Below are 24,776 nucleotides of genomic sequence, written 5' to 3'. Positions count from 1 at the left end.
GGCGTGGGGGTGGCTGCGGGCAGCCAGTTCGATCTGCCGGATGAGTTCGCCGGAAAGCTGCTGCAGGCTGTCCTTGAGCCCCTGGCGCGCCTTGGTGAAGACGCCTACGGCGCCGGCGGCCAGGGCTTCGAGGGTGATGGCCGCGCCGGCCTCGGTGAGGGTCGAGCAGATGATCGAGGGCGTGGGCCGCTCGGCCATGATCTTGCGCAGGAAGGTGATGCCGTCCATGCGCGGCATCTCGACGTCCAGGACCAGCACGTCGGGCCACTGCTTGCGCATCTTGTCCAGGGCGAACAGCGGGTCGGCGGCCTGGCCGATGACCTGGATGCCGGGGTGGTTGTCCAGGCAGGCGGTGAGCACCTGCCGCACCAGGGCGGAGTCGTCGACGATGAACACCTTGATCGGGTTCGGGGCGGGTCTGCTGAGCGGGCTCATGAGCGTTGGAATACCGAGGGCCGCACTGCACGCAGCGGCAGGTTGAAGCCATGCAGGCTTTCCGCATGGCCGATGAAGAACAGGCCGTCCGGGCGCAGGCGCTCCACCAGGCGCGCGACCATGGCGCGCTTTTCCTCCTGGCCGAAGTAGATGAGCACGTTGCGCAGGAAGATCACGTCGAAGGGGCCGATCTCCCTGGGGATTGGCCGGGTCAGGTTGAGTTCGGCGAAGGTCACCCGGTGGCGCAGGGTCTGGCTCATGCGGAACAGCCCCTGGCTCTCCTCCACGCCCTTGAGGCAATGACGCTTGAGCCAGCCGGTGGGGAAGTTCTCCGCCTGCTCCATGGGGTAGGTGGCCTGGCGTGCCTTTTCCAGCACGCGGCGGCTGAGGTCGCTGGCGAAGATCGACCAGTCCTGGGTGCGGGCGTTCTCGGCCAGGGTCATGGCCATGCTGAAGGCCTCCTGGCCGGAGGAGCTGGCGGCGCTCCACAGGTGCAACGGGCGACGCTGGCGGGCCACCCATTCGCCGAGCAGCTTGAAATGCTGCGGCTCGCGGAAGAAGTAGGTTTCGTTGGTGGTCAGCAGGTCGATGACGGTGCGCCGTTCCTCCTGGGCGGCGGGATCGTCGAGCACCTTCATGTAGTCGCCGTAGCTGTCCAACTCCAGGGCGCGCAGGCGGCCCATCAGGCGCCCGGCCATCAGGGTGCGTTTCTGTTCGGCCATGCGGATCCCCGAGGCCTCCAGCATCATCTGCTGGAGGCGACGGAAGTCGCTGTCGCTGAGCTTGGGCAGGTGGCTGGTGGGCATCAGCCGGCCTGCTGGGCGAGGCTCAGCTGGCGGATGTCGTCCAGCGAGAGCACGCGGCGCACGTCGAGGATGATGGTGAAGCCGCGCTCATCGCGGGCCATGCCGGCGATGAAGTCGGTGCGGATGCCGGCGCCGAAGGGCGGCGCCTGCTCGACCTTGTCGGACTCGATGTCCAGCACTGCGTCCACCGCGTCCACCACCAGGCCGATGCGCTGCTGCTGCTCATCCAGGTTCAGCTCGATGATGACGATGCAGGTGCGCTTGTTCGGCACGCTCAGCTCGAAGCCGAAGCGTGCCGCCAGATCCAGCACCGGCACCACGTTGCCGCGCAGGTTGATCACCCCGTGGATGAAGGGCGGCATCATCGGCACGGTGGTGACCTGGCCGTATTCGATGATCTCGCGCACCAGGTCGATGGGCAGTGCGTAGCGCGCCTGGCGCACCCGGAACGACAGGTGCTGGATGCTGGTGGGCAGGGCCACCGGCACCATGGCCTTGGCTTCGTTCATGCCGCCTCCTCAGTTGAAGCTGACGAACTGGCCTTCATCGGCCAGCGGCTGGTTCGGCTTGCGCGGGGCCGGGCGGCGCAGTTCGCGCACGTTGCCGGGGCCACGGTCGTTGCGCACCACGGGCAGCTTGCCGGCCTGGGCGGCGCTCTCCAGGCGGAAGTAGCCGATCAGCTCCTGCAGCTGGCTGGCCTGGGCGTTCATTTCCTCGGCGGTGGCCGCCAGCTCCTCGGAGGCGGAGGCGTTCTGCTGGGTGATCTGGTTCATCTGGCCCATGGCGATATTGATCTGCGCGGCGCCGGTGGTCTGTTCCTGGGACGCAGCGGTGATTTCCTGCACCAGGTCGGAGGTCTTCTGGATGTTGGGCACGATCTGGTCGAGCAGGGCGCCGGCCTGTTCGGCCAGGTGCACGCTGTTGCTGGCGACGCCGCCGATCTCCTGGGCGGCCACCTGGCTGCGCTCGGCGAGCTTGCGCACCTCGGCGGCGACCACCGCGAAGCCCTTGCCGTGGTCGCCCGCGCGGGCGGCCTCGATGGCGGCGTTGAGGGCCAGCAGGTTGGTCTGGTAGGCGATGTCGTCGATGATGCCGATCTTGTCGGCGATCTGCTTCATGGCCTGGACCATCTCGCGCACCGCCTGGCCACCCTGCACGGCGTCGTTGGCGGCCTTGCCGGCGATGCCGTCGGTGATCTGCGCGCTTTCGGTGTTCTGCGCGATGGAGGCGGACATCTGCTCGACCGAGGCGGTGGTCTCCTCGACGCTGGCGGCCTGTTCGGTGGCGGCCTGGCTCAGGGACTGCGAGGTGGCGCTGACTTCCTCGGAGGCCGAGGACAGCGAGTCCGCGGCGCTGCGCACGTCGGCCATGACGCTGCGCAAGCGCTCGGTCATGTGCTGCATGGAGGCCAGCAGGCGCCCGGTCTCGTCGCGGCTTTCGGATTCGACGTGCACCGTCAGGTCACCCTCGGCCAGGCTGTTGGCCACGCCCATGGCGCGGTTCAACGGCCGCGAGATGGAGCGGGTGACGAGGATGCCGATGGCGAAGCCGAGCGCGGCGGCGATCAGGATCAGCGCGATCATCTGGGTCCGCGAACCCAGGTAGATGTCGGTGATGGTGTCGTTGGCGTCCTTGGCGCGGGATTTCTTCTGCGCCACCAGCTCGCTGATGGTGGCGTCGGCGGCGTTGCCCTGGGCACGCAGCTGCGGCATCAGTGCGGTGGCCTCGGTGCTCTGCGCCAGGGGGGCGTTCTTGTTCGCCTCGAGCATCTGCAGCACGATTTTCTCGTATTCGGCCAGTTGCGTGTCGAGGGCGGTGAGCTTGGCGAGGGACTGCTCGCTGTCGAAGCTGCCGCGCGCCTTGTCGAGGTTCTCGTGCAGGTTCTTCATCGCGTCGTGGACCTGCGCGGCGGTGGCGTCGCGTTCCTGCTGGGAAGACGACAGCAGGTTGCTGCGCAGGTGGCGGCCCATGTAGATGAGGTCCAGGTTGGCGTTCATCATGGTTTCCAGGGCGGCCATCTCGCGGCTGTACATCTGGTCGGAGAGGTCGTTGACCTTGCCCAGGTTGACGATGCCCAGGACCCCCACCACGGCGGTCAGGAGCACCACCAGGGAAAAGCCGGCGATCAGCCTTACGCCGATCTTCAGGTTGCTGATGAATTGCATGGCGGTGATCTCCTACGAGCCCGCGAGGTCGGGGCGCGGTTGGGTTGAAGGGGTACGGGCGTCGGCGTCGACGCGTCCTTGCAGGTGGCGGAACAGGCTGGCGATATCGAGGATCAGGGCGACCTGCCCGGAGCCGAGGATGGTGGAACCGCTGATGCCTTCCAGGTGCTGGAACAGCAGGCCGAGCGGCTTGATCACCGTCTGCAGCTCGCCGTGCAGGTTGTCGACGACCAGCCCGGCCTGTTGGCGCCCCAGGCTGACGACCACGATGTTGCGCCGCTTGCCGCGCTGCACCGGCAGCTCGAAGTGCGCGGCCAGGTCGATGCAGGGCAGGGGCCGGCCGCGCAGGTCGAGGTAGCCGTAGGCGGCCTCTGCCAGCTGCCCGGCTTCCAGCTCCAGGCACTCGGTGACCATGTCCAGCGGCACCACGAAGTGTTCTTCGCCCAGGCTCACCAGGAAGCCGTCGATGATCGCCAGGGTCAGCGGCAGGCGGATGCGGAAGGTGCAGCCCAGGCCCGGCCGCGAGTCGATCTCGATGCTGCCGCGCAGGGCGTCGATGGCGCTGCGCACCACGTCCATGCCGACGCCGCGCCCGGAGAGGTCGGAGACGTTGTCGGCGGTGGAGAAGCCGGCGGCGAAGATCAGCCGCTGGATATCGTGCTCGGGCAGGTTCGCCTGCGCATCGATCAGGCCACGGGCGATGGCCTTCTCGCGGATGCGCGCGGTGTTCAGGCCGTGGCCGTCGTCGGCCACCTCGATGACGATCATCCCCGACTCGTGGAAGGCGTTGAGGCTCAGCCGGCCTTCGGCGCTCTTGCCGGCGGCCAGGCGCTGCTCGGCGGATTCGATGCCGTGGTCGATGGCATTGCGCACCAGGTGGGTGAGGGGGTCGGCGAGCTTGTCGATCACCGACTTGTCCAGCTCGGTGTCGGCCCCGCGGATCTCCAGGCGGATGTCCTTGCCCAGCTGCTGGCTGACGTCGCGCACCACGCGGTGGAAGCGGTTGAAGGTGTCGCCGATCTCGATCATGCGCAGCTTCAGCGCCGCCTCGCGGATCTGCTCGACGCGCTGGTTGACCGTCTGCGCGCCTTCCAGGCACAGGGCGTTGCCGTGCATCTGCGCCTGCAGCTGGGCCCCGGCGGCGCTGATCACCAGCTCGCCGACCAGGTTGATGAGCTCGTCGAGCTTGTGTGCGGCGACGCGGACCTGGCTGCTTTCCTGGACCTTGCGCTCGCGCGAGCTCTTCTGCTTGGCCAGGGCGGCGTTGACCGCCTGCGGCGCGACGATGCCTTCTTCCACCAGCACCGCACCGAGGGCTGGTTTGAGTTCAGGGGCCCCGGCCTGCAGGGCCAGGCCCTGGGCCAGTTCGTGCTCGGTGAGCAGGCCGCTGGCGACGAGGATGGCGCCGATGCGCTGGTCGGTCTCGGGCAGTTCCTGGATCAGGCGGATGTAGTCGTCCAGGGCGCTGTCGGGCGGCAGGATGCGCAGGGTGCAGAAGTCGTGGATGAAGTCGAAGACGTCCTCGATCTCGGCCTTGGTGGCGTTGCTGAAGAGGTCGATCTCCATGCCCAGGTAGCAGCTTTCCGGGTCCAGTTCGGCCAGCGGCGGCAGGGCGTCGTCGATCACCTGCAGGTTGAGCACCTCGCCCAGGCGGCCGAGGTACTGGACGAAGGCGATGGGGTCGAAGCCGTTGCGCAGCAGGTCGGCATGGAAGCGCAGGGAGATGTGCCAGGCGCCGTCCCTGGGCGAGCCGCCATCGGCGGGCGGCGTGGCCTCGGCGGGCGCCGCGTGCGCCGGGGCGGCCGCACCGAGGTGGGCGGCAAGGGCGCCGAGCAGCTCGGTTTGATGCTGTTCGTCCACCGGCAGGTCGCCGGTTTCCGGGTCGATCAGGGCGATCATCGAGACGATCTCGTCGAGGCAGCGCAGCATCAGCGAGACCAGCGACGGGTCGAGCGCGCGGTGGCCGTCGCGCACCGCCATCAGAAGGTTCTCCAGGTGATGGGTGAAGCTCACCAGGGGCGTGAGGGAGAACAGGCCGGCCGAGCCCTTGAGGGTGTGCATGGCACGGAACAGGCCGTTGATGGCAGCCGCGTCGTCGGGTTGCTGGTCGAGTTGCAGCAGGTATTCCTCGGCCTGCTTGCCGAGGTCACGGGCCTCTTCGATGAAGCCCAGCAGCAGCTGGCTCCACTGTTCTCCATTGAGCATCGGGCGCCTCCGTTCAGGCCACTGCCGGCTGCTCGCCGGGCAGCAGCACGTCCAGGCGCAGCAGGCTGACGACTTCCAGCGCAGCGCCTTGCAGGTTCACCACCTCGAACGTGTGGCCGGCCAGCACCAGTTGGCGACGCAGGCCGAGCAGCAGTTGCACGCCCGCGCTGTCCAGTTCCTCCAGCTCGGCGAGGTCCAGGCGCCAGGCCTCCACCCGGGCATTGGCCGCGAGCAGGGCCAGGAGCTCGCCATGGGCCTGGGCCACCTCGTAGATGGTCAGGCTGCCGCCCAGGGCGAGGCGCGCGGGGCTGGCGGCGGTGTCGAATTCGATGGCGAGCATCTCAGCCCACCAGCTTTTCGACGGCGGCCAGCAATTGCTGCGGCTGGAAGGGCTTGACGATCCAGGCGCGGGCGCCGGCGGCCTGGCCCTCGGCCTTCTTGCTCTGCTCGCTCTCGGTGGTGAGCATGACGATGGGGGTGAAGCGGTAGTCCTTGTGGGCCTTGATCTCCTTGACCAGGCCGATGCCGTCGAGGTTGGGCATGTTCACGTCGCTGATGATCAGGTTGATCTTCTGCCCGTTGAGCTTGGTCAGGGCGTCGCGCCCGTCGACGGCTTCGATGACCTGGTGGCCGGCGCCGCCGAGGGTCATCTTCACCAGTTGGCGCATCGACGAGGAGTCGTCGACTATCAGGATGGTCTTGGCCATGGGGCCTCCAATGATCAGAAAAAGGTGACTTCGCTGTTCTGCGCAGGCTGGCCGCGACGGCCGGTGCGCTCTTCGTCCGTGGTGAACTGCCGGCGCAGCTCGGTGAGCCAGCGTTGCGGCTGGCCGAGGATCGGGTCCTGTTCGCGCAGGGCGTGCAGCAGGCGCTCCAGGTCGTTCTGCAGGTGGTCGAGCATCTGGTCGCTGCGGTCCTGGAACTGCAGGCTGACGACGATTTCCTGGATGTCCGCCTGGGTAGTGCGGGCGTCGCGCTGCAGCTCGCGGGAGGTGTCGGTGAGTTCGTCGAGGTTGGCGCTCAGGCCCTGCATGATGTCGCCGGCCACCTGGTCCAGGTAGCGCAGGTTGCTTTCCTCGCTGGCCGAGAGTTCCTCGGCGGCGCTGACGGTGGAGCGGATCGCCTGGTTGATCTCGCCGACCTTCTCGACCATGCGCTGGCCGGTCTCGGCGGAGAGGCTGGAGAGCTTGCGCACCTCGTCCGCCACCACCGAGAAGCCGCGTCCGTAGTCACCGGCGCGGGCCGCTTCGATGGCCGCGTTGAGGGCCAGCAGGTTGGTCTGGCTGGCGATGTCCTGGACGTGCTTGGACATGCTCTGCAATTCGCTGGCGTAGCTGTTGAGGTGGCCGATGGTGGCCAGCAGCTCGTTCTTGTGGGCGGTGGCCTGGTGGAAGGCGGTGGTGACCTCGTCCAGGCGTTGCTGGGCCTGGCGCAGGTTGTCGGTGACGCCGGCACCGCCGATCACGCTCTCGGAGCGTTGCAGGGTCTGGTCGAGGCGCTGGGCCAGGCTGGCGAAGCGGCCGAACAGCTGGCTGACGTTGCCGCTCACCAGTTCGCGCACCTGGCCGATGTTCTGGCCCCAGGCGGGCAGTACTGCGGCGAGCAGGGGTTGGCAGTCGGTGGGCGGCGGCTCGGTGCGGGTCGGCGCCGCTTCCACCACCACCGGTGCACGGGGGCGCAGGAGGATGGCGGCGACGGCGGCCAGGGCGATACCGGCTCCCGCGACCCAGGGCATCTCCAGCCCCAGGCCGGCGAGACCGAGGAGGAGGGCGAACCAGAGAACGGAATAGGCCAGCACGGCAGAGTCCCGGTAGTGGAGTGATACCGGGAACGATAGGAGGTGCGCTGCTCCGTCGAAATCGGGGCAGCCCCTAGGGCGGTCTAGGGGAATCCCGCCATGCGGGCGATCAGGGCACGCAGTCGCTGATCACCAGGCGGTTGCGGCCCTGGGCCTTGCCCTGGTAGAGGCGCTTGTCGGCGCGGCGGTAGAGCTCGTCGCCGCTGTGACCGTCGGTTTTCCATTCGGCCAGGCCGAAGGTGGCGGACAGGGGGATGCGCTGCTCGCCGTATTGCAGCGGCGAGCGTTGCAGGTCGTGGCGCAGTTCCTCGACCAGGCGCGCGGCGTCGTCGCGGGTGGTCCGGCCCAGCAGCAGGCCGAACTCCTCGCCGCCCAGGCGGCCGATCAGGTCGGTGGCGCGCAGCCGTTGCTGCAGGCGCTGGCAGATATGGCGCAGGGCCTGGTCGCCGGCGTCGTGGCCCCAGCGGTCGTTGACCTGCTTGAAGTCGTCGACGTCGAGCACCACCAGCACCAGGCCGGCCCCCGTGCGCTCGGCGTCGCGGATGCTCTGCTCCAGGGCCTGCTGGAAGAAGGCGCGGTTGGCCACGCCGGTGAGGGCGTCGCTCTGCGCCAGGCGCCGCAACTGGGCGTGGGCGATCGCCCGGCGGGCTTCGTAGATGTGCATGAAGGCCAGGATCAGCAGGCCGCAGAGCATGGCGTTGCCCAGGTCGATCAGGCCCTTGGCGTCGGGCTGTGGCGGAAAGCGCAGCAGGTAGGCGATCACCGCCAGGACCAGATAGGGGATGGCCAGGAGGAAGCCGCGCAGCTTGCCCAGCAGCAGGTAGGAGAGCACCGGCACCAGGTAGATCCAGACGAAGGCGGTGGGCGAGGCGCCGGGCATGACGATGATGTAGAGGAGGAAGCTGAAGGTCGGCAGCAGGTAGGCGTAGAGCCAGGGCGTGAGCACCTGGACGTGGCGGATGCGCTGGCAGGCCCAGCCGAGCAGGGCGGCGGTGGTCATCTCCAGCAGGGACAGGGGCAGGTTGCCGGCGAGGAACTGCAGCACCGAAAAGCAGGCCAGGGTCAGGGCGGTGGAGGCGAAGATCAGCCGCACCAGGGCACGCTGGTCGGCGTCTTCCAGACCGGGGGGGCTGTGATGGGGTTGCTGCATCGCGGGCTCATCCGCAGGCCGTGAGCGCCTAGGCTATCGCAGGGCGTCGGCGCGCCGTTAGGCTTTCCTCCGGTTTCGCCGGTCCCGCGCGCAGGGTATTCGCGCCAGGGGATGATCCACTCGTCCTACGGCGTGTGTAGAGCATTGCCGTAGGTATTCGCCTCAATTACTGTATGCACATACAGTAATTCGTACCGAGATCCCCATGCCTGCCTCCTTTGCTTCCGCCCTCACGGGCCGCCTTCGCCGGGATGGCGCCTGATGGGCGCCGTGGTAGCCCTCGATGCGTTGCTGGACGAGCGGCGCATCTGGAAGGGCCAGGCCAGTGCGCATCCTGTCGGTGCGCAACCCACGGGGCATGGTGCCCTGGATGCGGCGCTGCCTTCGGGCGGCTGGCCGGAGTCGGCCCTCAGCGAAATCCTCGTGCCGGGCGCGGGGCTGGGTGAGTTGCAACTGCTCTGGCCGACCCTGGCGCGGCTCACCGCCAGCGCCGAACGGGTGGTGCTGGTCGGCGCGCCCTACCTGCCGTATCCCCAGGCCTGGCAGGCTGCGGGAGTGGACCTGCGCTGGCTGATGCTGGTCGAGGCCGAGGGCCGCGACGCCCTCTGGGCGGCCGAGCAGTGCCTGCGTTCGGGCAGCTGCGGCGCCGTGCTCTGCTGGCCGCGCCAGGCGGACGACCGGGCCCTGCGCCGGTTGCAGGTGGCGGCGGAAACCGGGCAGACCCTGGGCTTCGCCTATCGCCCCCTGCAGGAAGCCCTCAACCCGTCGCCCGCCGCCCTGCGCCTGGCACTGGACGGCCCGGGCCGGGTGCGCGTACTCAAGTGCCGGGGTGGCCTGGCGCCGACCGGCACCCTGGCCCTCGCGGGGCACTGATGCGCTGGGCCTGCATCCTGCTGCCGCAGCTGGCGCTGGACGCCGTGCTGCGCCGCCGCGACGACCCCGAAGCGCCCCTGGCCCTGGTCACCGGCACGCCCCAACGCCGCGTGCTACAGGCGGTCAACCCGGCCGCCCGGGCCCTGGGGCTGCGCCCGGGCATGGGCCTGACCGCCGCCCACGCGCTGACCCGTGATTTCGCCCAGGCTGAATACGACGCCGGGGAGATCGAGCACTGGCAGCGCTTTCTCGCCGCATGGGGCTACGGCTTCAGCTCCCATGTCAGCCTGCGCTACCCCCGCGTGCTGCTGCTGGAGATCGCCTCCAGCCTGGCGCTGTTCGGGCCCTGGCCGCGCTTCGAGGCGCGCCTGCGCGAGGAGCTGGCGGCGCTCGGCTTCCGTCATCGCATCGTGGTGGCGCCCAATCCGGTGGCGGCCCGCATGCTGGCCAACATCCACGATGGCCTGGCGGTGGAAGAGGGCGCGGCGCTGCAGGATGCGCTGGAGCGCATGCCGGTGGAGCGTGCCGGCTTCGAGCCGGAGGTGGCCACGGCCCTGGGGCGCATGGGGCTGCGGCGCATGAAGCAGGTCCTGGCGCTGCCCCGCGAGACCCTGGCCAAGCGCTTCCCCGCACGGGTGCTGCAGCACCTGGACGAATTGCAGGGGTGCCGCGCCGTGGCCCTGGACTGCTACCTGCCGCCGGATGAGTTCGATGCGCGCATCGAGCTCAACTTCGAGGTGGAATCGAACCAGGCGCTGCTGTTCCCCCTGCGCCGCCTCACCTCGGACCTCGCCGCCTTCCTCGCCGGGCGCGACAGCGGTGTGCAGCGCTTCGTCCTGCACCTGCAGCACGCCAGCCAGGCGGACAGCCAGGTGCCGGTGGGCCTGCTGGGTGCCGAACGCGACCCGGCGATGCTCTTCGAGCTGGCCCGTGGGCGCCTGGAACAACTGCAGGTGGTGGCGCCGGTGCGCGCCTTGCGCCTGCTGGCCCGCGACCTGCCGCGCTTCGTGCCCGAGCACCGCGAACTGTTCGACCCGCGACCGCAGCAGAACCTGCCCTGGGAAGCCTTGCGCGAACGCCTGCGGGCGCGCCTGGGCGATGACGCCGTGCAGGGCCTCAAGGCCCATGCCGACCACCGCCCCGAGCATGCCTGGCGCCTGGGTGTGGACGGCCAGGCCGGGCCGCTGCTGCAGGGGCCGCCTCGGCCCGGCTGGCTGCTGCGCGAGGGCCAGCCGCTGCGCGAGTTCGCCCCGCGCCTCCTCGCCGGGCCGGAGCGGGTGGAGTCCGGCTGGTGGGATGGCGACGACCAGCGCCGCGACTACTACCAGCTGGAGACCCGCGACGGCCGCCGCGCCTGGGCCTGGTGCCCGGCGGGGGAGATCGGGCCCTTCACCCTGCTCGGGTGGTTCGCATGAGCGCCGGGTACGCCGAGCTGCACTGCCTGTCCAACTTCAGCTTCCAGCGCGGGGCCTCCAGCGCCGCCGAGCTGTTCGAGCGGGCGAAGCAGCAGGGCTACGCGGCCCTGGCGATCACCGACGAATGCACCCTGGCCGGCATCGTGCGGGCCTGGCAGGCGGCCAAGGCGAGCGCGCTGCCCTTGATCGTCGGCAGCGAGATGGCGATCGAGAACGGCCCGCGCCTGGTGCTGCTGGTGGAGGACCTGGGCGGCTACCAGCGCCTGTGCCGCCTCATCACCCGGGCCCGGCGCCGCGCTGCCAAGGGCGAGTACCGCCTGCTGGCGGAGGATTTCGAAGGGGCCCTGGATGGCCTGCTGGCCCTCTGGCTGCCCGGCGAGCCGGCGGACGAGGAGCAGGGCCGCTGGTTGCGGGCCCGTTTCCCCGGGCGCCTGTGGCTGGCGGTGGAGCTGCACCGGGGGCCGGACGACGCCAGCCGGCTGGCCCGCCTGCAGGCCCTGGCCGCTGAGCTGGCCATCCCCGCCGTGGCGGCGGGTGACGTGCACATGCATGCCCGGGGCCGCCGTGCCCTGCAGGACTGCATGACCGCCATCCGCCACCACTGCACCCTGGCCGAGGCCGGGCAGCGGCTGTTCCCCAACGGCGAGCGCCACCTGCGCTCACTCGCGGTGCTGGAGCGCTTCTACCCGCCGGCGTTGCTGGCCGAGACCCGGGTGATCGCCGCGCGCTGCCGCTTCGACCTGGGCGAGATCGACTACCAGTACCCGCGCGAGCTGGTGGCCGAGGGGCATACGCCGGTGAGCTGGTTGCGCCATCTGGTGGCCACGGGCATCCATGAACGCTGGCCGGGTGGGGCGAGCGATAAGGCATTGGAGCAGGTGGAACATGAGCTGTCGTTGATCGAGGAGCTGGGCTACGAGAGCTACTTCCTCACGGTGCACGACATCGTCCGCTTCGCCCGCTCGAAAGGCATCCTCTGCCAGGGGCGCGGCTCGGCGGCCAACTCGGTGGTGTGCTTCGTGCTCGGCATCACCGAGCTGGACCCGAGCCGCTTCAACCTGCTGTTCGAACGCTTCCTGTCCAAGGAGCGCAAGGAGCCGCCGGATATCGACGTCGACTTCGAGCACGAGCGCCGCGAAGAGGTGATGCAGTACGTGTTCCGCCGCTACGGGCGGGGCCGCGCCGCGCTGACGGCGGTGGCCAGTACCTACCACGGCGCCGGCGCGGTACGGGATATCGCCAAGGTGCTGGGCCTGCCGCCGGACCAGGTCAACGCCCTGGCCGAGTGCTGCGGCAGCTGGAGCGACCGTGCGCCGCCCATCGAGCGCTTGCTGGAAGCCGGCTTCGACCCGGAAAGCCCGGTGATGCGCCGCGTGCTGGCGCTGACGGGCGAGCTGATCGGCTTTCCCCGGCACCTGTCGCAGCACCCGGGTGGCTTCGTCATCTCCGAGGCACCGCTGGACACCCTGGTGCCGGTGGAGAACGCCAGCATGGCCGAGCGCACCGTGGTGCAGTGGGACAAGGACGACCTCGACGCCCTGGGCCTGCTCAAGGTGGACGTGCTGGCCCTGGGCATGCTCACCACCCTGCGGCGCTGCTTCGGGCTGATCGAGCGGCATCGGGGCAGGATATTGACCTTGGCGGGATTGCCTGAGAAAGACGCCGCCACCTACGAAATGATCAGCCGCGCCGACACCGTCGGCGTGTTCCAGATCGAGTCCCGTGCGCAGATGGCCATGTTGCCGCGCCTGCGGCCGAAAGCGTTCTACGACCTGGTGATACAGGTGGCCATCGTGCGGCCGGGGCCGATCCAGGGGGACATGGTCCATCCCTACCTGCGGCGGCGGAACAAGGAGGAGGCGGAGGACTATCCCTCCGAGGAGCTGAAGACGGTGCTCCAGCGCACCCTCGGTGTGCCGCTGTTCCAGGAGCAGGTGATGCAGATCGCCATGGTGGCGGCCGAGTACACGGCCGAGGAGGCCGATGGGCTGCGTCGCTCCATGGCCGCCTGGAAGCGCCATGGCGGCCTGGAGCCCCATCGCATCCGCCTGACCGAACGCATGCTGAAAAAGGGTTACGAGCTGGCATTCATCCAGCGCCTCTTCGAACAGATCAAGGGCTTCGGCAGCTACGGCTTCCCCGAGTCCCACGCCGCCAGCTTCGCCCTGCTGGCCTATGCCAGCAGCTGGCTCAAGTGCCACGAGCCGGCGATCTTCGCCTGCGCCCTGGTCAACAGCTGGCCCATGGGCTTCTACACCCCCGACCAGGTGCTGCAGGACGCCCGCCGCCACGGCATCGAGGTGCGCCCGGTGGACGTGCGCCACAGCGACTGGGATTGCGACCTGGAGCCCGATGCGCGCGGGCGCCTGGCCATCCGCCTGGGGCTGCGCATGGTCAAGGGCTTCAACGAGGAGGCGGCCGGGCGTATCTCCGCTGCACGTGCCATTCGTGCCTTCGACGATGTGGCCGACCTCTGCCACCGCGCCCGCCTGGATGCCCGCGCCCGCGAGCGCCTGGCCGATGCCAGCACCCTGCGCGGCCTGGCCGGCCATCGCCACCGGGCACGCTGGGCGGTGGCGGCGGTGGAGGAGGAGCTGCCGTTGTTCGCCGGCCTGCCGCAACAGGCGGAACTGCCCGTGGACCTGCCGCTGCCCAGCCGTGGCGAGGACCTGTACGCCGACTACGACACCCTGGGCACCACGCTCGGCCCCCACCCGCTGGCCCTGCTGCGCGGCGCATTGGCCAGACGCCGCTGCCGTAGCTCCCGCGACCTGGCCGGCACCGAGCACGGCCAGGCGGTGAGCGTGGCCGGCCTGGTGAAGGGCCGCCAGCGCCCGCAGACCGCCAGCGGCGTGGTCTTCGTCACCCTGGAAGACGAGTTCGGCATGGTCAACGTGGTGGTCTGGCACGACATCGCCGTACGCCAGCGCCGTGTGCTGGTGGGCTCGCAGATGCTGCAGGTGGACGGCCGCCTGGAGGCCAAGGACGGCGTGCGCCACCTCATCGCCCGCCGCCTGCACGACCTCACGCCGCTGCTGGCGGGGCTGGATGTGCGCAGCCGGGATTTCCATTGACGGTGAACGCCTGAGTCGCCCATCGCGAATGAATTCGCGCCCACGAGAAAGCCGCCAGCCCCGAGGGGGCTTGACCGCTGGGTAGGGTGGAGGTCGCTTTTACCTCCACCGGCGGTGTTGCCGGCGAGCCCGGATGGTGGACGGGTGGAGCGTCGTCCACCCTACGCCCGCAGGTTGGCGCCGAGCGTAGCGAGGCCCAACGGTGAGCCGGAGGAGAGTGGTGGGTTGAAGCACAAAGCCGCCAGCCCCGAGGGGGCCTGACCGCTGCGTAGGGTGGAGGTCGCTTTTACCTCCACCGGCGGTGTTGCCGGCGAGCCCGGATGGTGGACGGGTGAGGCGTCGTCCACCCTACGCCCGCAGGTTGGCGCCGAGCGTAGCGAGGCCCAACGGTGAGCCGGAGGAGAGTGGTGGGTTGAAGCACAAAGCCGCCAGCCCCGAGGGGGCTTGACCGCTGTGTAGGGTGGAGGTCGCTTTCTACCTCCACCGGCGGTGTTGCCGGCGAGCCCGGATGGTGGACGGGTGGAGCGTCGTCCACCCTACGCCCGCAGGTTGGTGCCGAGCGTAGCGAGGCCCAACGGTGAGCCGGAGGAGAGTGGTGGGTTGAAGCACAAAGCCGCCAGCCCCGAGGGGGCCTGACCGCTGCGTAGGGTGGAGGTCGCTTTCTACCTCCACCGGCGCTGTTGCCGGCGAGCCCGGATGGTGGCCGGGTGAGGCGTCGTCCACCCCAATCCGGCGGCCGGCCTGCGAAGCCAGGTGTAAGAGAAATGAGACAGCTGTCACATGATGGCAACCTGTCACTGCTTGAATGACGCCCATTCTCAGTGGAAGGAGCCTTGGATCATGGCAGCCGAAAGCAGTCTGGCGCGCCTGCTCAAACCCGTCGCGGGGCTGGAACCGGCGATGAGCATCAGCGATGTGGCCGACCGGCTGCTGACCTCCGAGCACAAGACCTTCCTTTCCCTGCCGGTGGTGGATGCCGAGGCCCGGCCGCTGGGCCTGGTGAGCCGCTACACCCTGCAGGACATCTTCATGCAGCGCTTCGGCCGCGACCTCTGGGGACGCCGCCCGGTGAGCGAGGTGATGAACGGATCGCCCCTGGTGCTGAGCCTGGAGATGAGCCTGGAACAGGCGGCCAAGCAGATCACCGCCGAGTTGCAGTACCCCATCACCGAGGACTTCATCCTGGTGGACGCCGGGGGCCGGTACCAGGGCCTGGGCACCGTGCTCGACCTGCTCAAGGCCATGGAGCTGCGCATCGCCCAGCGCAACCAGGTGCTGCGCAAGGCCCTGGTGGATCTCCGGGAATCCCAGGCCCAGCTGGTGCAGTCGGAGAAGATGGCCTCCCTGGGGCAGATGGTCGCCGGCGTCGCCCATGAGCTGAACACCCCCCTGGGTTACGTGAAGAACAACGTGCAATTGCTCGACCAGCTCACCGCGCCGCTCACCGAGCTGGCCCGCAGCCAGGCCGCCCTGGCCGATTGCCTGCGCGACCCGGATTGTGACGAGCAGCGCCTGGGCGATGCCCTGGACGCCGCTGCGGCGATGCGCGAGCAGGTGGCGCCGGAGCTGTTGGCCGAGGACCTGCGGCAGCTGTTCGGCGACACCCTCTATGGCCTGGAGCAGATCGGCGAGCTGGTGGCGGGGCTCAAGGATTTCGCCCGCCTGGACCGCGCCATGAGCGAGGAAGTGGACCTCAACGATTGCATCCGCAGCGCGCTGTTGATTGCCCGCAACCACATCAAGGACAAGGCCGAGGTGGTCCAGCAGCTCGGCGAGCTGCCGCGCGTGGCCTGCGCGCCTTCGCAGATCAACCAGGTGCTGCTCAACCTGCTGACCAATGCCGCCCAGGCCACGGTCGGCTTCGGCCGCATCCAGATAAAGAGCTGGGCCGAGGCGGACTGGGTATGCATCTCGGTGCAGGACAGCGGTTGCGGCATGGCACCGGACGTGGTGCGGCGCATCTTCGATCCCTTCTTCACCACCAAGCCGGTGGGCGAGGGCACGGGGCTGGGCTTGTCCATCAGCTACAAGATCATCCAGGACCACGGCGGCAGCATTCGCGTGGCCTCTGAAGTGGGGCGCGGCACGCGCTTCCTCATCCGCCTGCCGCGCGTGCAGGCCCGTGAAATGAAACGGAGCGCCTGAACCCATGACTTCGCCCATCCGCGTGATGTTCGTCGACGATGAGGAGCGCATCCTGCGCAGCCTCGCCCTGCAGTTCCGCCGTGACTACGAGGTGCTCACCGAGAGCGACCCGCTGCGTGCCCTGGAGCGGCTCGCCAGGGAGCCGGTGCACATAGTCGTCAGCGACCAGCGCATGCCGCAGATGAGCGGCGCCGAGCTGCTGACCCAGGTGCGCGAGATGGCGCCGGACTGCCTGCGCATCCTGCTCACGGGCTATTCCGATCTCGATGCAGCGGTGGAGGCGCTGAACAGCGGCGGCATCTTTCGCTACCTGACCAAGCCCTGGGACCCGCAGGAAATGGCCTTCACCCTGCGCCAGGCGGCCGAGATCGCCGGGCGACAGGCGCTCGCTCCGGTCGCGCCGCTGCCGGTTGCCACCCAGGCCGCTGCGCTGAGCGTGCTGCTGCTGGACGAGGACGCGGAGACCCTGGCCAGCGTCGCCGACTTCTGCATGGGCGGCGGCCATCGCCTGCTGCGCCCGCGCAACCTGGTCGAGGCGGTGGCGATGCTCAACGACGAGCCGGTGGACCTGCTGGTGGGCGACCTCAAGTTCGCCGGCGAAGACACCGCGCCGCTGCTCAAGTCCCTGGCCCAGGCCCACCCGCGGCTGCTCAGCCTGGTGGTGACGCCGTTCCGCGACACCCAGGCGCTGCTCAAGCTGATCAACGAGGCGCAGATCTTCCGCTACCTGCCCAAGCCGATCCGCCGTGGGCTGTTCGAAAAAGGCCTGAAGGCCGCCGCCGAGCAGGCCCAGGCCTGGCGCGCGCAGCCGCTGCGCGCCCCGGCCCGCCAGGCCGAGGCACCGCGCGAGGGCCGCGAGCGGGAGAAGGTGGGCAGCCTGCTGGGCATGCTCGGGCGGCTGCGGGAGCGGCTGAGCGCCTGAGCCGGTTTGTTTCCCTGGGCTGAAGCCCCGGCTACGGCCTGTTGTCCGCATGTTGGCGCACGAGCCCCCTTGAAACCGCCGGTGACCGCAGCGCCCGGCGCTTGGGGCGCAACCGGCGCCAGCCGATCACCACGCCGCTGACGCTGATGGCCAGGCCGCCGAGGCTGAAGGCGATGATCAGCACCTCCCGCAGCAACGGCCGCTCCAGCAGCGGCGGCCAGTCCCAGCTGTGCAGCAGGTTGAACAGCCAGCGACCGGCGCGGCGGTTGTCGTCCAGCACATCCAGCACCGCGCCGCTGTAGGGGTCGATGTGCACCCAGCTGTGGCCGGCATCGTCGAAGGCCAGGCGCAGCAGCGGCAGGCGTTTGGGCTGGCCGCCGTACATGCTGGCTTCGCCGCGCGGGTAGTAGTAGGCGTCGTAGGCTTCCAGCCAGGTGGATTGCGCCACGGGTTGCGGCGCGGCGGCTTCCAGGGTGCTGCGGGTCAATTGCGCCAGGGCCGGGCCCGCGTCCGCCAGGGGCAACACGCGGCTTTCGCCCCGGGCGTCCAGCGCCCCGAGATAGGCCGCGCCGCCGAGCATGCGCCATTGCAGCTCCACCGGTTCCAGGCCGGATTCGCGGAAGCGCTGCAGCGCGTCGTCGACGCCGACGCCGAAGGCGCTGCCGTGCAGTTCGCCGCCCTGGAAATCCCGCGCGGCGAGGGGCGAACGCCCTTCGGTGAGGTGCCAGGGGCGCATGGACATCAGGCCGCTGAAGATCCAGGCGATCAGCAGCAGGCCGAAGCCCAGCCCGGTGAGGTGGTGCCAGCGGGCGAAGCCGGCCGGGTAGGGCGAGCGCGAGCCGCTGCGGTAGGGCCTGGAGAAGCGCCAGCGCAGCAGGCCGACCACGGCGCCCAGCACGGCCATCGCCGTGGCCGCCAGTGACAGGTAGATGACGATGCTGGCCCAGATGCCATCCAGTACGCCGCCGCGCAGCGGGTAGAGCCAGTGCAGCCAGGCGCCCAGGTAGTTCCAGGCGCGTTCGGCGCGGCTGGCGTCGCGCACCACCTCGCCGGTGCGCGAGGAGACATAGAGCAGGCTGCGCGCCGTATCGTCGACCCGCACCTTGTGCAACGGGCGGTCGGCATCCAGGGCCCGGCTGTGGCTCCACAGGTCTTCGTCCACTTCCTCCAGGTAATGGGCCTCGGCGCCGCTGTACAGCCGCGCACTGGCCAAGGCCTGCAACGGGCCCTGGGGCGCGAGCAGGCTGCCGTCGCGGGCGTCCACCGCGAGGCTGGCATCGCGGTAGCCGAGCAGGTAGCGCGGCTCGCCGGCGATGCTGACCAGGCGCAGGCTCGAGGGCGCTTCGCTGCGGCCGCTGGCCGCGAGCGCCACGCCGGGCTCCACGCAGCACCCCGCCGCCAGGGGCGGCAGCGGGGCGAGGCGCTCGGCCTGGGTCAGCTTGGGGTAGCCGACGAAGAGCATGACCACGCCCGAGACGAACCACAGGGCCATGAACAGGCACAGGGCGATGCCCAGCCAGCGATGCCAGAGGTACAGGTGGCGTTTCATCCGGCGGCCCTCAGAAGCGCATGTCCAGGGCCAGTTCCAGGCTGCGTGGCTCGCCCAGGTAGTACTGCGCACCGGTCTGGTGGATGAAGCGCGCATACACCTCGTCGGTGAGGTTGCGCAGGCGCGCGGTGACCTTGGTGTCGGCACTCAGGCGGTGTTCGAGGAAGGCGCCGTAGAGGGTGTAGGAGTGCACCCACTGGGTGTTGGCGTTGTTGGCGTAGACCGAGGAGACGTAGCGCGCGTCGACGCCGGTGCGCCAGTCCTCGGCCAGGTCATAGCTCAACCAGAGGTTGGCCAGGCGGTCCGGGATGTTGACCGGGGTCTTGCCCTTGCGCGAGACGTTGGCGCCGCTGACCACTTCGTTGAACTCGTCGAAGCGTGCGTCGACCCAGGCGAAATTGCCCTCGACGGTCAGGGCGGGCGTGAGCCGGTAGGAGGCGGCGATCTCGATGCCGTCGGAGGTCTGCTGGCCGGCCTGGATGGTGCTGTTGGGGTTGTTGGCGTCGGCGATGGGGAAGTCCTTGCGCACGATGCGGTAGGCGGCGACGGTCGCCGAGCCACGGCCTTGGTCGAAGTCCAGCTTGCTGCCCACTTCCACCTGGCGACCGGTGCTCAGGTCGTAGTCGCGCACCTGGGTGAAGCTGGCGCCGGTGAGGGTGCCGCCCGGCGGTTCGGCCGAGGTGCTGTATTGCACGTAGAGGTTGGCGTCGGAGGTGAACTGCCAGACCAGCCCCGCGCGGCCGGTGACGGCGTCCCAGCGGCGCGAGAAGGCGGCCGGCGCGTTGGCGCTGACCGCGCCGTGGTTGCGGGCGTCCAGCTCGATGTGGTCGTAGCGCAGGGCGGTGACCAGGGCCAGTTCGTCGGTGAGCTGCTGGCGGTTCTCGGCGAAGGCGGAGGTGGTCTTCACCTCGTTGCTGCGGGCCTTGACCAGGCCGCCGGCCATGCCGGGGATGTCGTCGAAATGGCCGGGGTCGAAGGCGCCGGGCAGGACGGTGTCGAAGATCGCCGAGGAGGAGCGCGGGTAGACCGCCTGCTGGTTGACGCTGTAGTCGAGGCCGAAGGCCCAGTCGCTGGCCCGGCCGAACAGTTCGTCCTTGTGCAGGAACTCCACGCGGTTGCCGTTGAGCTCCTGGTCGTGGCGCTGCAGGTAGGCGCCGGTGCGCTGGATGGCACTGTTGCCGGCGGTGTAGCGATAGGTCTCCAGGTTGCGGTAATCGCGCTGGCCTTCGTAGTGGTAGAAGGTGTTGCGCAGGCTGCTGGCGTCATCGAAGCGGTAGTCGGTGATCGAGCGCAGCCAGCGGGTGCGCTGCTCGTAGCGGCCGTCCTCGACGTTGTAGTTGGAGAAGCGGTCGTGACGGTCGATCTTCAGTTCGCCGGCCTTGGGGTTGAGGGTCGGCGCGCCCCAGTAGGGGCTGTCTTCCTTCTCCTCCAGGTACTCGATGGCCAGGGTGTGGGAGAGGTTGTCGGTGAGGTCGCTGAGCAGGGAAAAGGCGAAGTTGCCGGCGCCACGCTCCTGGCGGTCGATGTAGCCGTTGCCGTCGTTGCGGCTGTAGTCGATACGTGCGTAGTGGTGCGGGCCGGGGCCGTCGTTGAGCACGCGGTTGACGCCGATGGAGACCTCGCGGTCGTCGAAGCGGGCGTAGCGGATGCGCGCCTCGCCGCTGTTCTCGCGGCTGGCCAGGCGGGTGACGTAGTTGAGGCTGCCGCCCACCGAGCCGCTGCCGTGGAGGAAGGAGGAGGGGCCGCCGATCAGCTCGACGCGGTCGTAGATCCAGGCATCCACCGGGCGGTTGGCGCTGGTGTATTGCAGGCTGATGCCGTTGAACAGCTGGTTGACCTGGGCGCCGTTGAAGCCGCGGTAGGCCACATAGCCGCCCCAGCCGGGCGGGGCCGAGGCGTTGACCCCGGGCAGCGCGTTGGCGACGTCGAGGAAGTTGCGCGCGCCGATGCGTTCGATCTTCTCGCGGTCGGCGATGGCCACCGAGGCGGGGTTCTCACGCGGGCTGAGGCCCAGGCGCGAGGTGCCTTCGGCGGCGGCGTCGAGGTCCAGGCCGGGGTTTTCCCTGTCGGCGCTGATGGTGCTGGCAGGCAGTTCCAGGGTGTCGCTGGCGTGTTGGGCGTAGGCGGGCGAGCAGGCACAGGCCAGCAGCACCAGGCAGGTGTGTTTCGGGTTCATCGGCTCTTCCTTGTCGAGCGGGCACGGGTGATTCGGCGCGGGAGCGCCAGGTGGTCAGGCGAGCGAGGAAGAGACGGGGGAGGCGCGGGGGTTGAGGGAGGGCCAGAGTTCCCGCGGCGGCGGTTGCGGCCAGCTATGGGCATCCAGCGGGGTGGCGGGGGCGCCGAGGAAGGCGTCGATCTGCCAGCCGAGGCTGCTGAGGGCCACGGCGGGGGCGAAGGAGGAGCAGAGCGGGCAGCTGTACTGGGCCGCGAGCTGGGGCAGTTGCTTGCCGCTGTCGTCGACCCCGGTGCCCTGGGTGTCGTTGGCCGAGCAGAAGGCGCCACCGAGGCCGCTGAGGGCCAGGCCGCTCATCTGGCCGTGGTGGATACCGCAGGCGAACAGGCTGAACAGGACGCTTGCGTAGAGCATCCAGGCGATCAGCGGGCGTTCGGTGCGGGTGAATTTCATGGGCGGCGACTTTATCAGGTCATCGGGGCGCTCGGGAGTGGTCGTTCGTGGCGTTTTGCCGCAGGCCCGTGCACGAGGAAGTCACGGGCGGCGTGGGCATTCGGCGCGCACCGGATCAGCCGGCGGCGCCCCCGCGCTCACTCGCTGTTGCACCCCCAGCTGCGCACCAGGCAGGCGTTGCCGCCCCGTTCCTGGCATTCGGCGAGGGCGCGGGCCTGGGCGTTGCCGGCGTTGAAGTCGGCGCCCCAGCCATAGGCGGTGGAACCGTTGACCTGGTCGGCGGCGTAGGCGGCGCAGCCGCTCTCGAAGTTCAGCACCACCTCGCAGCCGCTGCCGCACTCGCCCAGCGCGCGGTCCTGGGCCTGGGCGAGGTCGGGGTAGTCGTAGGCGAAGCCGTATTGCAGGCCCTGGTTGCTGTCGATGGCCAGGGCACCGGCGGCGTGGACCTGAGTGGTGGCCAGGCCGAATGCCAGGCACAGGAAAAGGTTGCGGGCGATCGCCAGGGGCCGTTGCATGGTGAGTCCTCGAAGGGCCCGCGGGATGGGTAGGTGGGGGCGGGTGGCGGAAGACTAAAGGGAAGGGATGGCGCTGGCTAGTATCTGGCCATCATCCTTGCGCGGGGGCCGAGCACATTGGCAATCAAGCCCCGTTTTTCAAGTAAGTAAGTTCTGACATCAGAATTTAAGTTACTTACAAGTTTCGCACTAAAAGATCACTCGGTAATTCACCTGATATGACAGGTGCCTGGCGCAATCAGGTAATGATCGGGTTTATTCGGGTATCGCCTCATTCATGGGGCTGATGGTTCTTGTTTAAGTTCGCCTGCAACTTAGTCTCGGCTTCGCTCGCTCAAGACGGCATGCGGCAAATACAACCCTTTTCAATCACCTGGAGAGTGCCTGGCCAGCGTGGCGCTTATATAAGTCGCGGCACCGAATGAACAATAAAACGACGCACGTCGCCTTGATCCAAGAACAACAATAAAAGAGGACGATGCAATGCTTTCAAGACACTTGCCCTTTCAACTAAGCCGTTATTCGACCCTGCTGTGTACAGGGGTGCTGGCCATGCCGGCGGCGGCCGACCTGGTCGACGACGGCAGCGCTCGGCTGGACCTGCGTAACTACTACTTCAATCGTGACTTTCGCGAGGGCCGTGCTGCCGACCGCGAGGAGTGGGCACAGGGTTTCATCCTGCGCCTGGACTCGGGCTTCACCGAGGGCAGCCTGGGGGTCGGCGTCGATGCCATCGGCATGCTCGGCGTGAAGCTGGACTCGGCGCCAGGACGCACCGGTACCGGATTGCTGCAGGTCGACCGCAGTGGCCGTGCGCAGGATGACTATTCGAAGCTGGCCCTGGCCGGGAAGATCAAGTCCGGCAAGACCCAGCTCAAGCTGGGGGCCTTCACGCCGCCAGTCCTGCCGACACTCAAGCCCAACGATGGCCGTCTGTTCCCGCAGCTGTTCGAAGGCGGGCTGCTGACCTGCGCCGAGTTCGAGAACCTGGAGCTGACCGCAGGGCGTTTGAGCCGGGTCATGCAGCGCAACGCCACGCAGTACGCGCCACTGCGGCTCAATACCCTGAACCGGCGTTTCCAGGGGCATGGCGCGACGGCGGAGCACTTCGACACGGCCGGGGTCGACTACCGATTCCACGCGCATTGGCTGGGGCGCTACCACATCGCCCAACTGGCGGACATCTACCGCCAGCAGGTCTTCGCCCTGGGCCACAAGGGCGCCCTGGGGGCCGGGGCCCTGAGCAGCGATCTGCGCCTGAGCCTCATGCGTGACCAGGGCGGCGCCAGGGGCGGCAAGATCGACAACCGGGCCCTGCAGGGGTTTCTGGGGTATGCCTACGCCGGTCACAGCCTCGGCGTGGCCTACCAGCGGATGATGGGGGACACCGGCTATGCCTACCTCCTGGGTTCGGACGCCAACCTGATCAACTTGTCGATACTCGGTGACTTCGCCAATGCCAAGGAGCGTTCCTGGGCATTGCGCTACGGGTATGACTTCGCCGGCCTGGGAATACCCGGCCTCAGTCTCAATAGCCGTTATATGTTCGGCGACCATGCCGAGATCATCGGGACTCGCAAGATCGGCAAATCCCGGGAACTGGATAATGAACTGCGCTATGTCGTGCAGGACGGTCCGCTGAAGGACTTCAGCGTTCGCTTGCGCAGTGCGGTCTTTCGTTCCAATCACGCCAGTAACTTCCAGCGCGACACCGACGATATACGCCTGATGTTCAATTACTCGTGGGCCATCCGCTGATTCGATGGCGCAACGCACCGCAGCGGCTGGAACTTATCAAGAGGTCATCCCATGTACCGTCACTTGTCGAAATGCCTGTTCAGTCTGTCGTTGCTGGCGCTGATCGACCCGAGCGAAGCCGGGCAACCTGACCCGCAGCAAAGGATTCCAGAGTTCCGGCCGGGTTATCTGGTGGGCTATCTGCAGAAGGAGGAGCTGCCCGATAGCCTGGCACTGCTGCCGCCACCCCCTGCGGCGGGTACGCCTGCCTTCCTGCTGGACCAGCACCTGGCTGAAAAAAGCCAGGCCCTGCGGGGCAGTGCGCGCTGGGAGCTGGCGATCCGCGATGCCGACCTGAAATTTCCCGCCGCTGCCGGCACCTTCTCCTGTGCCCTGGACGCGCCCATCAGCGAGCAGCAGACACCGGCGTTGTACCGGCTCCTGCGCCGCACCCTGGCCGATGCGGGCCTCGCGACCTACGGCGCCAAGACGCGCTACGCCCGGACCCGCCCCTTCGTATTCAACCGCCAACCCAGCTGTACCCCGGCGGATGAGTCCAGGCTGGCGAAGGATGGTTCCTATCCTTCCGGGCACAGCGCCATCGGCTGGGCCTGGGCGCTTTTGCTGAGCGAGCTGGCCCCGGAACGCAGCGACGCCCTCTGGGCCCGAGGCCGGGCCTATTCGGAAAGCCGCATGGTCTGCAACGTGCACTGGTACAGCGATGTCCGCGAGGGCCGCGAGGTAGGCGCCACCGCCGTGGCACGCCTGCATGGCGACCCGACCTTCCAGGCGGATTTCGCCCTGGCCAGGAGCGAGCTGATGGCCGTTCGCGGCCAGGGGGCGGTCGCCGGTCGCGACTGCGCGGCAGAGGCCAGGGCCCTGGCGATGGGAATCGACTAGGAAGGGGCCCCTTCCGGCTGGTTTCCGACCTGGCGGAGCTGGATGGAAGTGGGAAGGGGGGACGGCAACCACGCGCAGGGCGTGGTTGCCGGAAGGTGGTCACTGGCTGCCGCTGGAACCACCGGAGGAACTGCCGCTGCCGCCCGAGGAGCCCGAGCCACCCGTGCCGCCGGTTCCTGCCGGGGCGCCGGTCCCGCTGCCACCCATGCCTCCGGTGCCCGCACCGCCCGTCCCGGAGCCGGAGCCACCGGTGCCCATTCCACCGGTTCCCGAGCCGCCGGTTCCCGTTCCGCTGCCATTGGTGCCCGGGGTCGGGGCGCCGCCCTGGCCGCCGGTGCCACTGCCCGTGCCGGCACCCCCCGTCCCGGTGCCGCCGGGCGCACTCGGGCCACCGACGCCATTGCCGGGCGACTGGGTGCCTGAGCCCGTGCCACTGTCCGTGGAGGGGGCGGTGGGGGAAC

At 68.9% G+C, this 24,776-nt stretch carries 20 protein-coding genes; 7 read left to right on the top strand and 13 right to left on the bottom strand.

What is annotated here, in order from left to right; translation table 11 throughout:
* From DMX10_RS28510 to DMX10_RS28470, 9 genes are all read right to left on the bottom strand, one after another.
* A partial coding sequence (locus DMX10_RS28510) for a response regulator (RefSeq protein WP_146603074.1) occupies positions 1-435 on the bottom strand: 435 nt, incomplete at its 3' end.
* Positions 432-1,241 carry a protein-glutamate O-methyltransferase CheR gene (locus DMX10_RS28505; protein WP_111264259.1) on the bottom strand — a complete coding sequence of 270 codons (810 nt, stop codon included), beginning with the start codon at positions 1,239-1,241 and terminating at the stop codon, positions 432-434. The genes DMX10_RS28505 and DMX10_RS28510, both read right to left, overlap by 4 nt.
* The gene (locus DMX10_RS28500; RefSeq protein WP_021221686.1) at positions 1,241-1,750 is read right to left on the bottom strand and encodes a chemotaxis protein CheW; all 510 of its coding nucleotides are present in this window, start codon (positions 1,748-1,750) and stop codon (positions 1,241-1,243) included. Before DMX10_RS28500 ends, DMX10_RS28505 begins: the two co-directional genes overlap by 1 nt.
* Positions 1,751-1,759: 9 nt before the next feature.
* A complete protein-coding gene (locus DMX10_RS28495; RefSeq protein ID WP_111264258.1) occupies positions 1,760-3,406 on the bottom strand; it encodes a methyl-accepting chemotaxis protein in 1,647 nt (548 codons plus the stop codon).
* A gap of 12 nt (positions 3,407-3,418) precedes the next feature.
* Positions 3,419-5,611 (bottom strand): chemotaxis protein CheA, encoded by a 2,193-nt coding sequence (locus DMX10_RS28490; RefSeq protein ID WP_111264257.1) that lies wholly within the window; start codon positions 5,609-5,611, stop codon positions 3,419-3,421.
* 13 nt (positions 5,612-5,624) lie between these two features.
* Positions 5,625-5,951 carry an STAS domain-containing protein gene (locus DMX10_RS28485; RefSeq protein WP_111264256.1) on the bottom strand — a complete coding sequence of 109 codons (327 nt, stop codon included), beginning with the start codon at positions 5,949-5,951 and terminating at the stop codon, positions 5,625-5,627.
* A 1-nt stretch (position 5,952) separates the two neighbouring features.
* The gene (locus DMX10_RS28480) at positions 5,953-6,318 is read right to left on the bottom strand and encodes a response regulator (protein WP_021221682.1); all 366 of its coding nucleotides are present in this window, start codon (positions 6,316-6,318) and stop codon (positions 5,953-5,955) included.
* Between the two features lie 14 nt (positions 6,319-6,332).
* Positions 6,333-7,346 carry a methyl-accepting chemotaxis protein gene (locus DMX10_RS28475; RefSeq protein WP_158545634.1) on the bottom strand — a complete coding sequence of 338 codons (1,014 nt, stop codon included), beginning with the start codon at positions 7,344-7,346 and terminating at the stop codon, positions 6,333-6,335.
* A 172-nt stretch (positions 7,347-7,518) separates the two neighbouring features.
* The gene (locus tag DMX10_RS28470; RefSeq protein WP_111264254.1) at positions 7,519-8,559 is read right to left on the bottom strand and encodes a GGDEF domain-containing protein; all 1,041 of its coding nucleotides are present in this window, start codon (positions 8,557-8,559) and stop codon (positions 7,519-7,521) included.
* Positions 8,560-8,820: 261 nt separating this feature from the next.
* On the opposite strand from DMX10_RS28470, the gene imuA reads away from it, so the two are divergent.
* The 5 genes from imuA to DMX10_RS28445 all read left to right on the top strand — a co-directional run bounded on the left by imuA (position 8,821) and on the right by DMX10_RS28445 (position 16,988).
* Entirely contained in the window at positions 8,821-9,432 is a 612-nt protein-coding gene (gene imuA / locus DMX10_RS28465; protein WP_111264253.1) for a translesion DNA synthesis-associated protein ImuA, read from the top strand.
* Positions 9,432-10,847 carry a DNA polymerase Y family protein gene (locus DMX10_RS28460; RefSeq protein WP_111264252.1) on the top strand — a complete coding sequence of 472 codons (1,416 nt, stop codon included), beginning with the start codon at positions 9,432-9,434 and terminating at the stop codon, positions 10,845-10,847. Before imuA ends, DMX10_RS28460 begins: the two co-directional genes overlap by 1 nt.
* Entirely contained in the window at positions 10,844-13,921 is a 3,078-nt protein-coding gene (locus tag DMX10_RS28455) for an error-prone DNA polymerase (protein WP_111264251.1), read from the top strand. The genes DMX10_RS28460 and DMX10_RS28455 overlap by 4 nt, the downstream gene beginning before the upstream one ends.
* 840 nt (positions 13,922-14,761) lie before the next feature.
* The gene (locus DMX10_RS28450; protein WP_111264250.1) at positions 14,762-16,066 is read left to right on the top strand and encodes a sensor histidine kinase; all 1,305 of its coding nucleotides are present in this window, start codon (positions 14,762-14,764) and stop codon (positions 16,064-16,066) included.
* A 4-nt stretch (positions 16,067-16,070) separates the two neighbouring features.
* Positions 16,071-16,988: a response regulator gene (locus DMX10_RS28445; protein ID WP_111264249.1), complete on the top strand. Its 918-nt coding sequence runs from the start codon at positions 16,071-16,073 to the stop codon at positions 16,986-16,988.
* A 31-nt stretch (positions 16,989-17,019) separates the two neighbouring features.
* On the opposite strand, the gene DMX10_RS28440 is transcribed toward DMX10_RS28445, so the two are convergent.
* The 4 genes from DMX10_RS28440 to DMX10_RS28425 form a co-directional block, all read right to left on the bottom strand.
* On the bottom strand, positions 17,020-18,537 hold the full coding sequence (locus DMX10_RS28440) for a PepSY domain-containing protein (protein WP_111264248.1): 1,518 nt from the start codon (positions 18,535-18,537) through the stop codon (positions 17,020-17,022).
* A 10-nt stretch (positions 18,538-18,547) separates the two neighbouring features.
* Positions 18,548-20,713, bottom strand: a complete 2,166-nt coding sequence (locus tag DMX10_RS28435; RefSeq protein WP_111264247.1) for a TonB-dependent siderophore receptor — start codon at positions 20,711-20,713, stop codon at positions 18,548-18,550.
* Positions 20,714-20,767: 54 nt separating this feature from the next.
* Positions 20,768-21,163: a DUF2946 family protein gene (locus tag DMX10_RS28430; protein ID WP_111264246.1), complete on the bottom strand. Its 396-nt coding sequence runs from the start codon at positions 21,161-21,163 to the stop codon at positions 20,768-20,770.
* A gap of 137 nt (positions 21,164-21,300) precedes the next feature.
* The gene (locus DMX10_RS28425; RefSeq protein ID WP_111264245.1) at positions 21,301-21,678 is read right to left on the bottom strand and encodes a DUF4189 domain-containing protein; all 378 of its coding nucleotides are present in this window, start codon (positions 21,676-21,678) and stop codon (positions 21,301-21,303) included.
* A 483-nt stretch (positions 21,679-22,161) separates the two neighbouring features.
* Between DMX10_RS28425 and DMX10_RS28420 the strand changes: the two genes are divergently transcribed.
* On the top strand, positions 22,162-23,436 hold the full coding sequence (locus DMX10_RS28420; protein WP_111264244.1) for an OprD family porin: 1,275 nt from the start codon (positions 22,162-22,164) through the stop codon (positions 23,434-23,436).
* Between the two features lie 51 nt (positions 23,437-23,487).
* Positions 23,488-24,315: a phosphatase PAP2 family protein gene (locus DMX10_RS28415; RefSeq protein WP_111264243.1), complete on the top strand. Its 828-nt coding sequence runs from the start codon at positions 23,488-23,490 to the stop codon at positions 24,313-24,315.
* Positions 24,316-24,776: the final 461 nt, after the last annotated feature.

Origin of the sequence: Pseudomonas sp. 57B-090624 (assembly GCF_003234055.1) — a bacterium.
Lineage (GTDB): Bacteria > Pseudomonadota > Gammaproteobacteria > Pseudomonadales > Pseudomonadaceae > Metapseudomonas > Metapseudomonas tohonis.
This window is presented reverse-complemented; position numbering and strand designations above follow the sequence as displayed.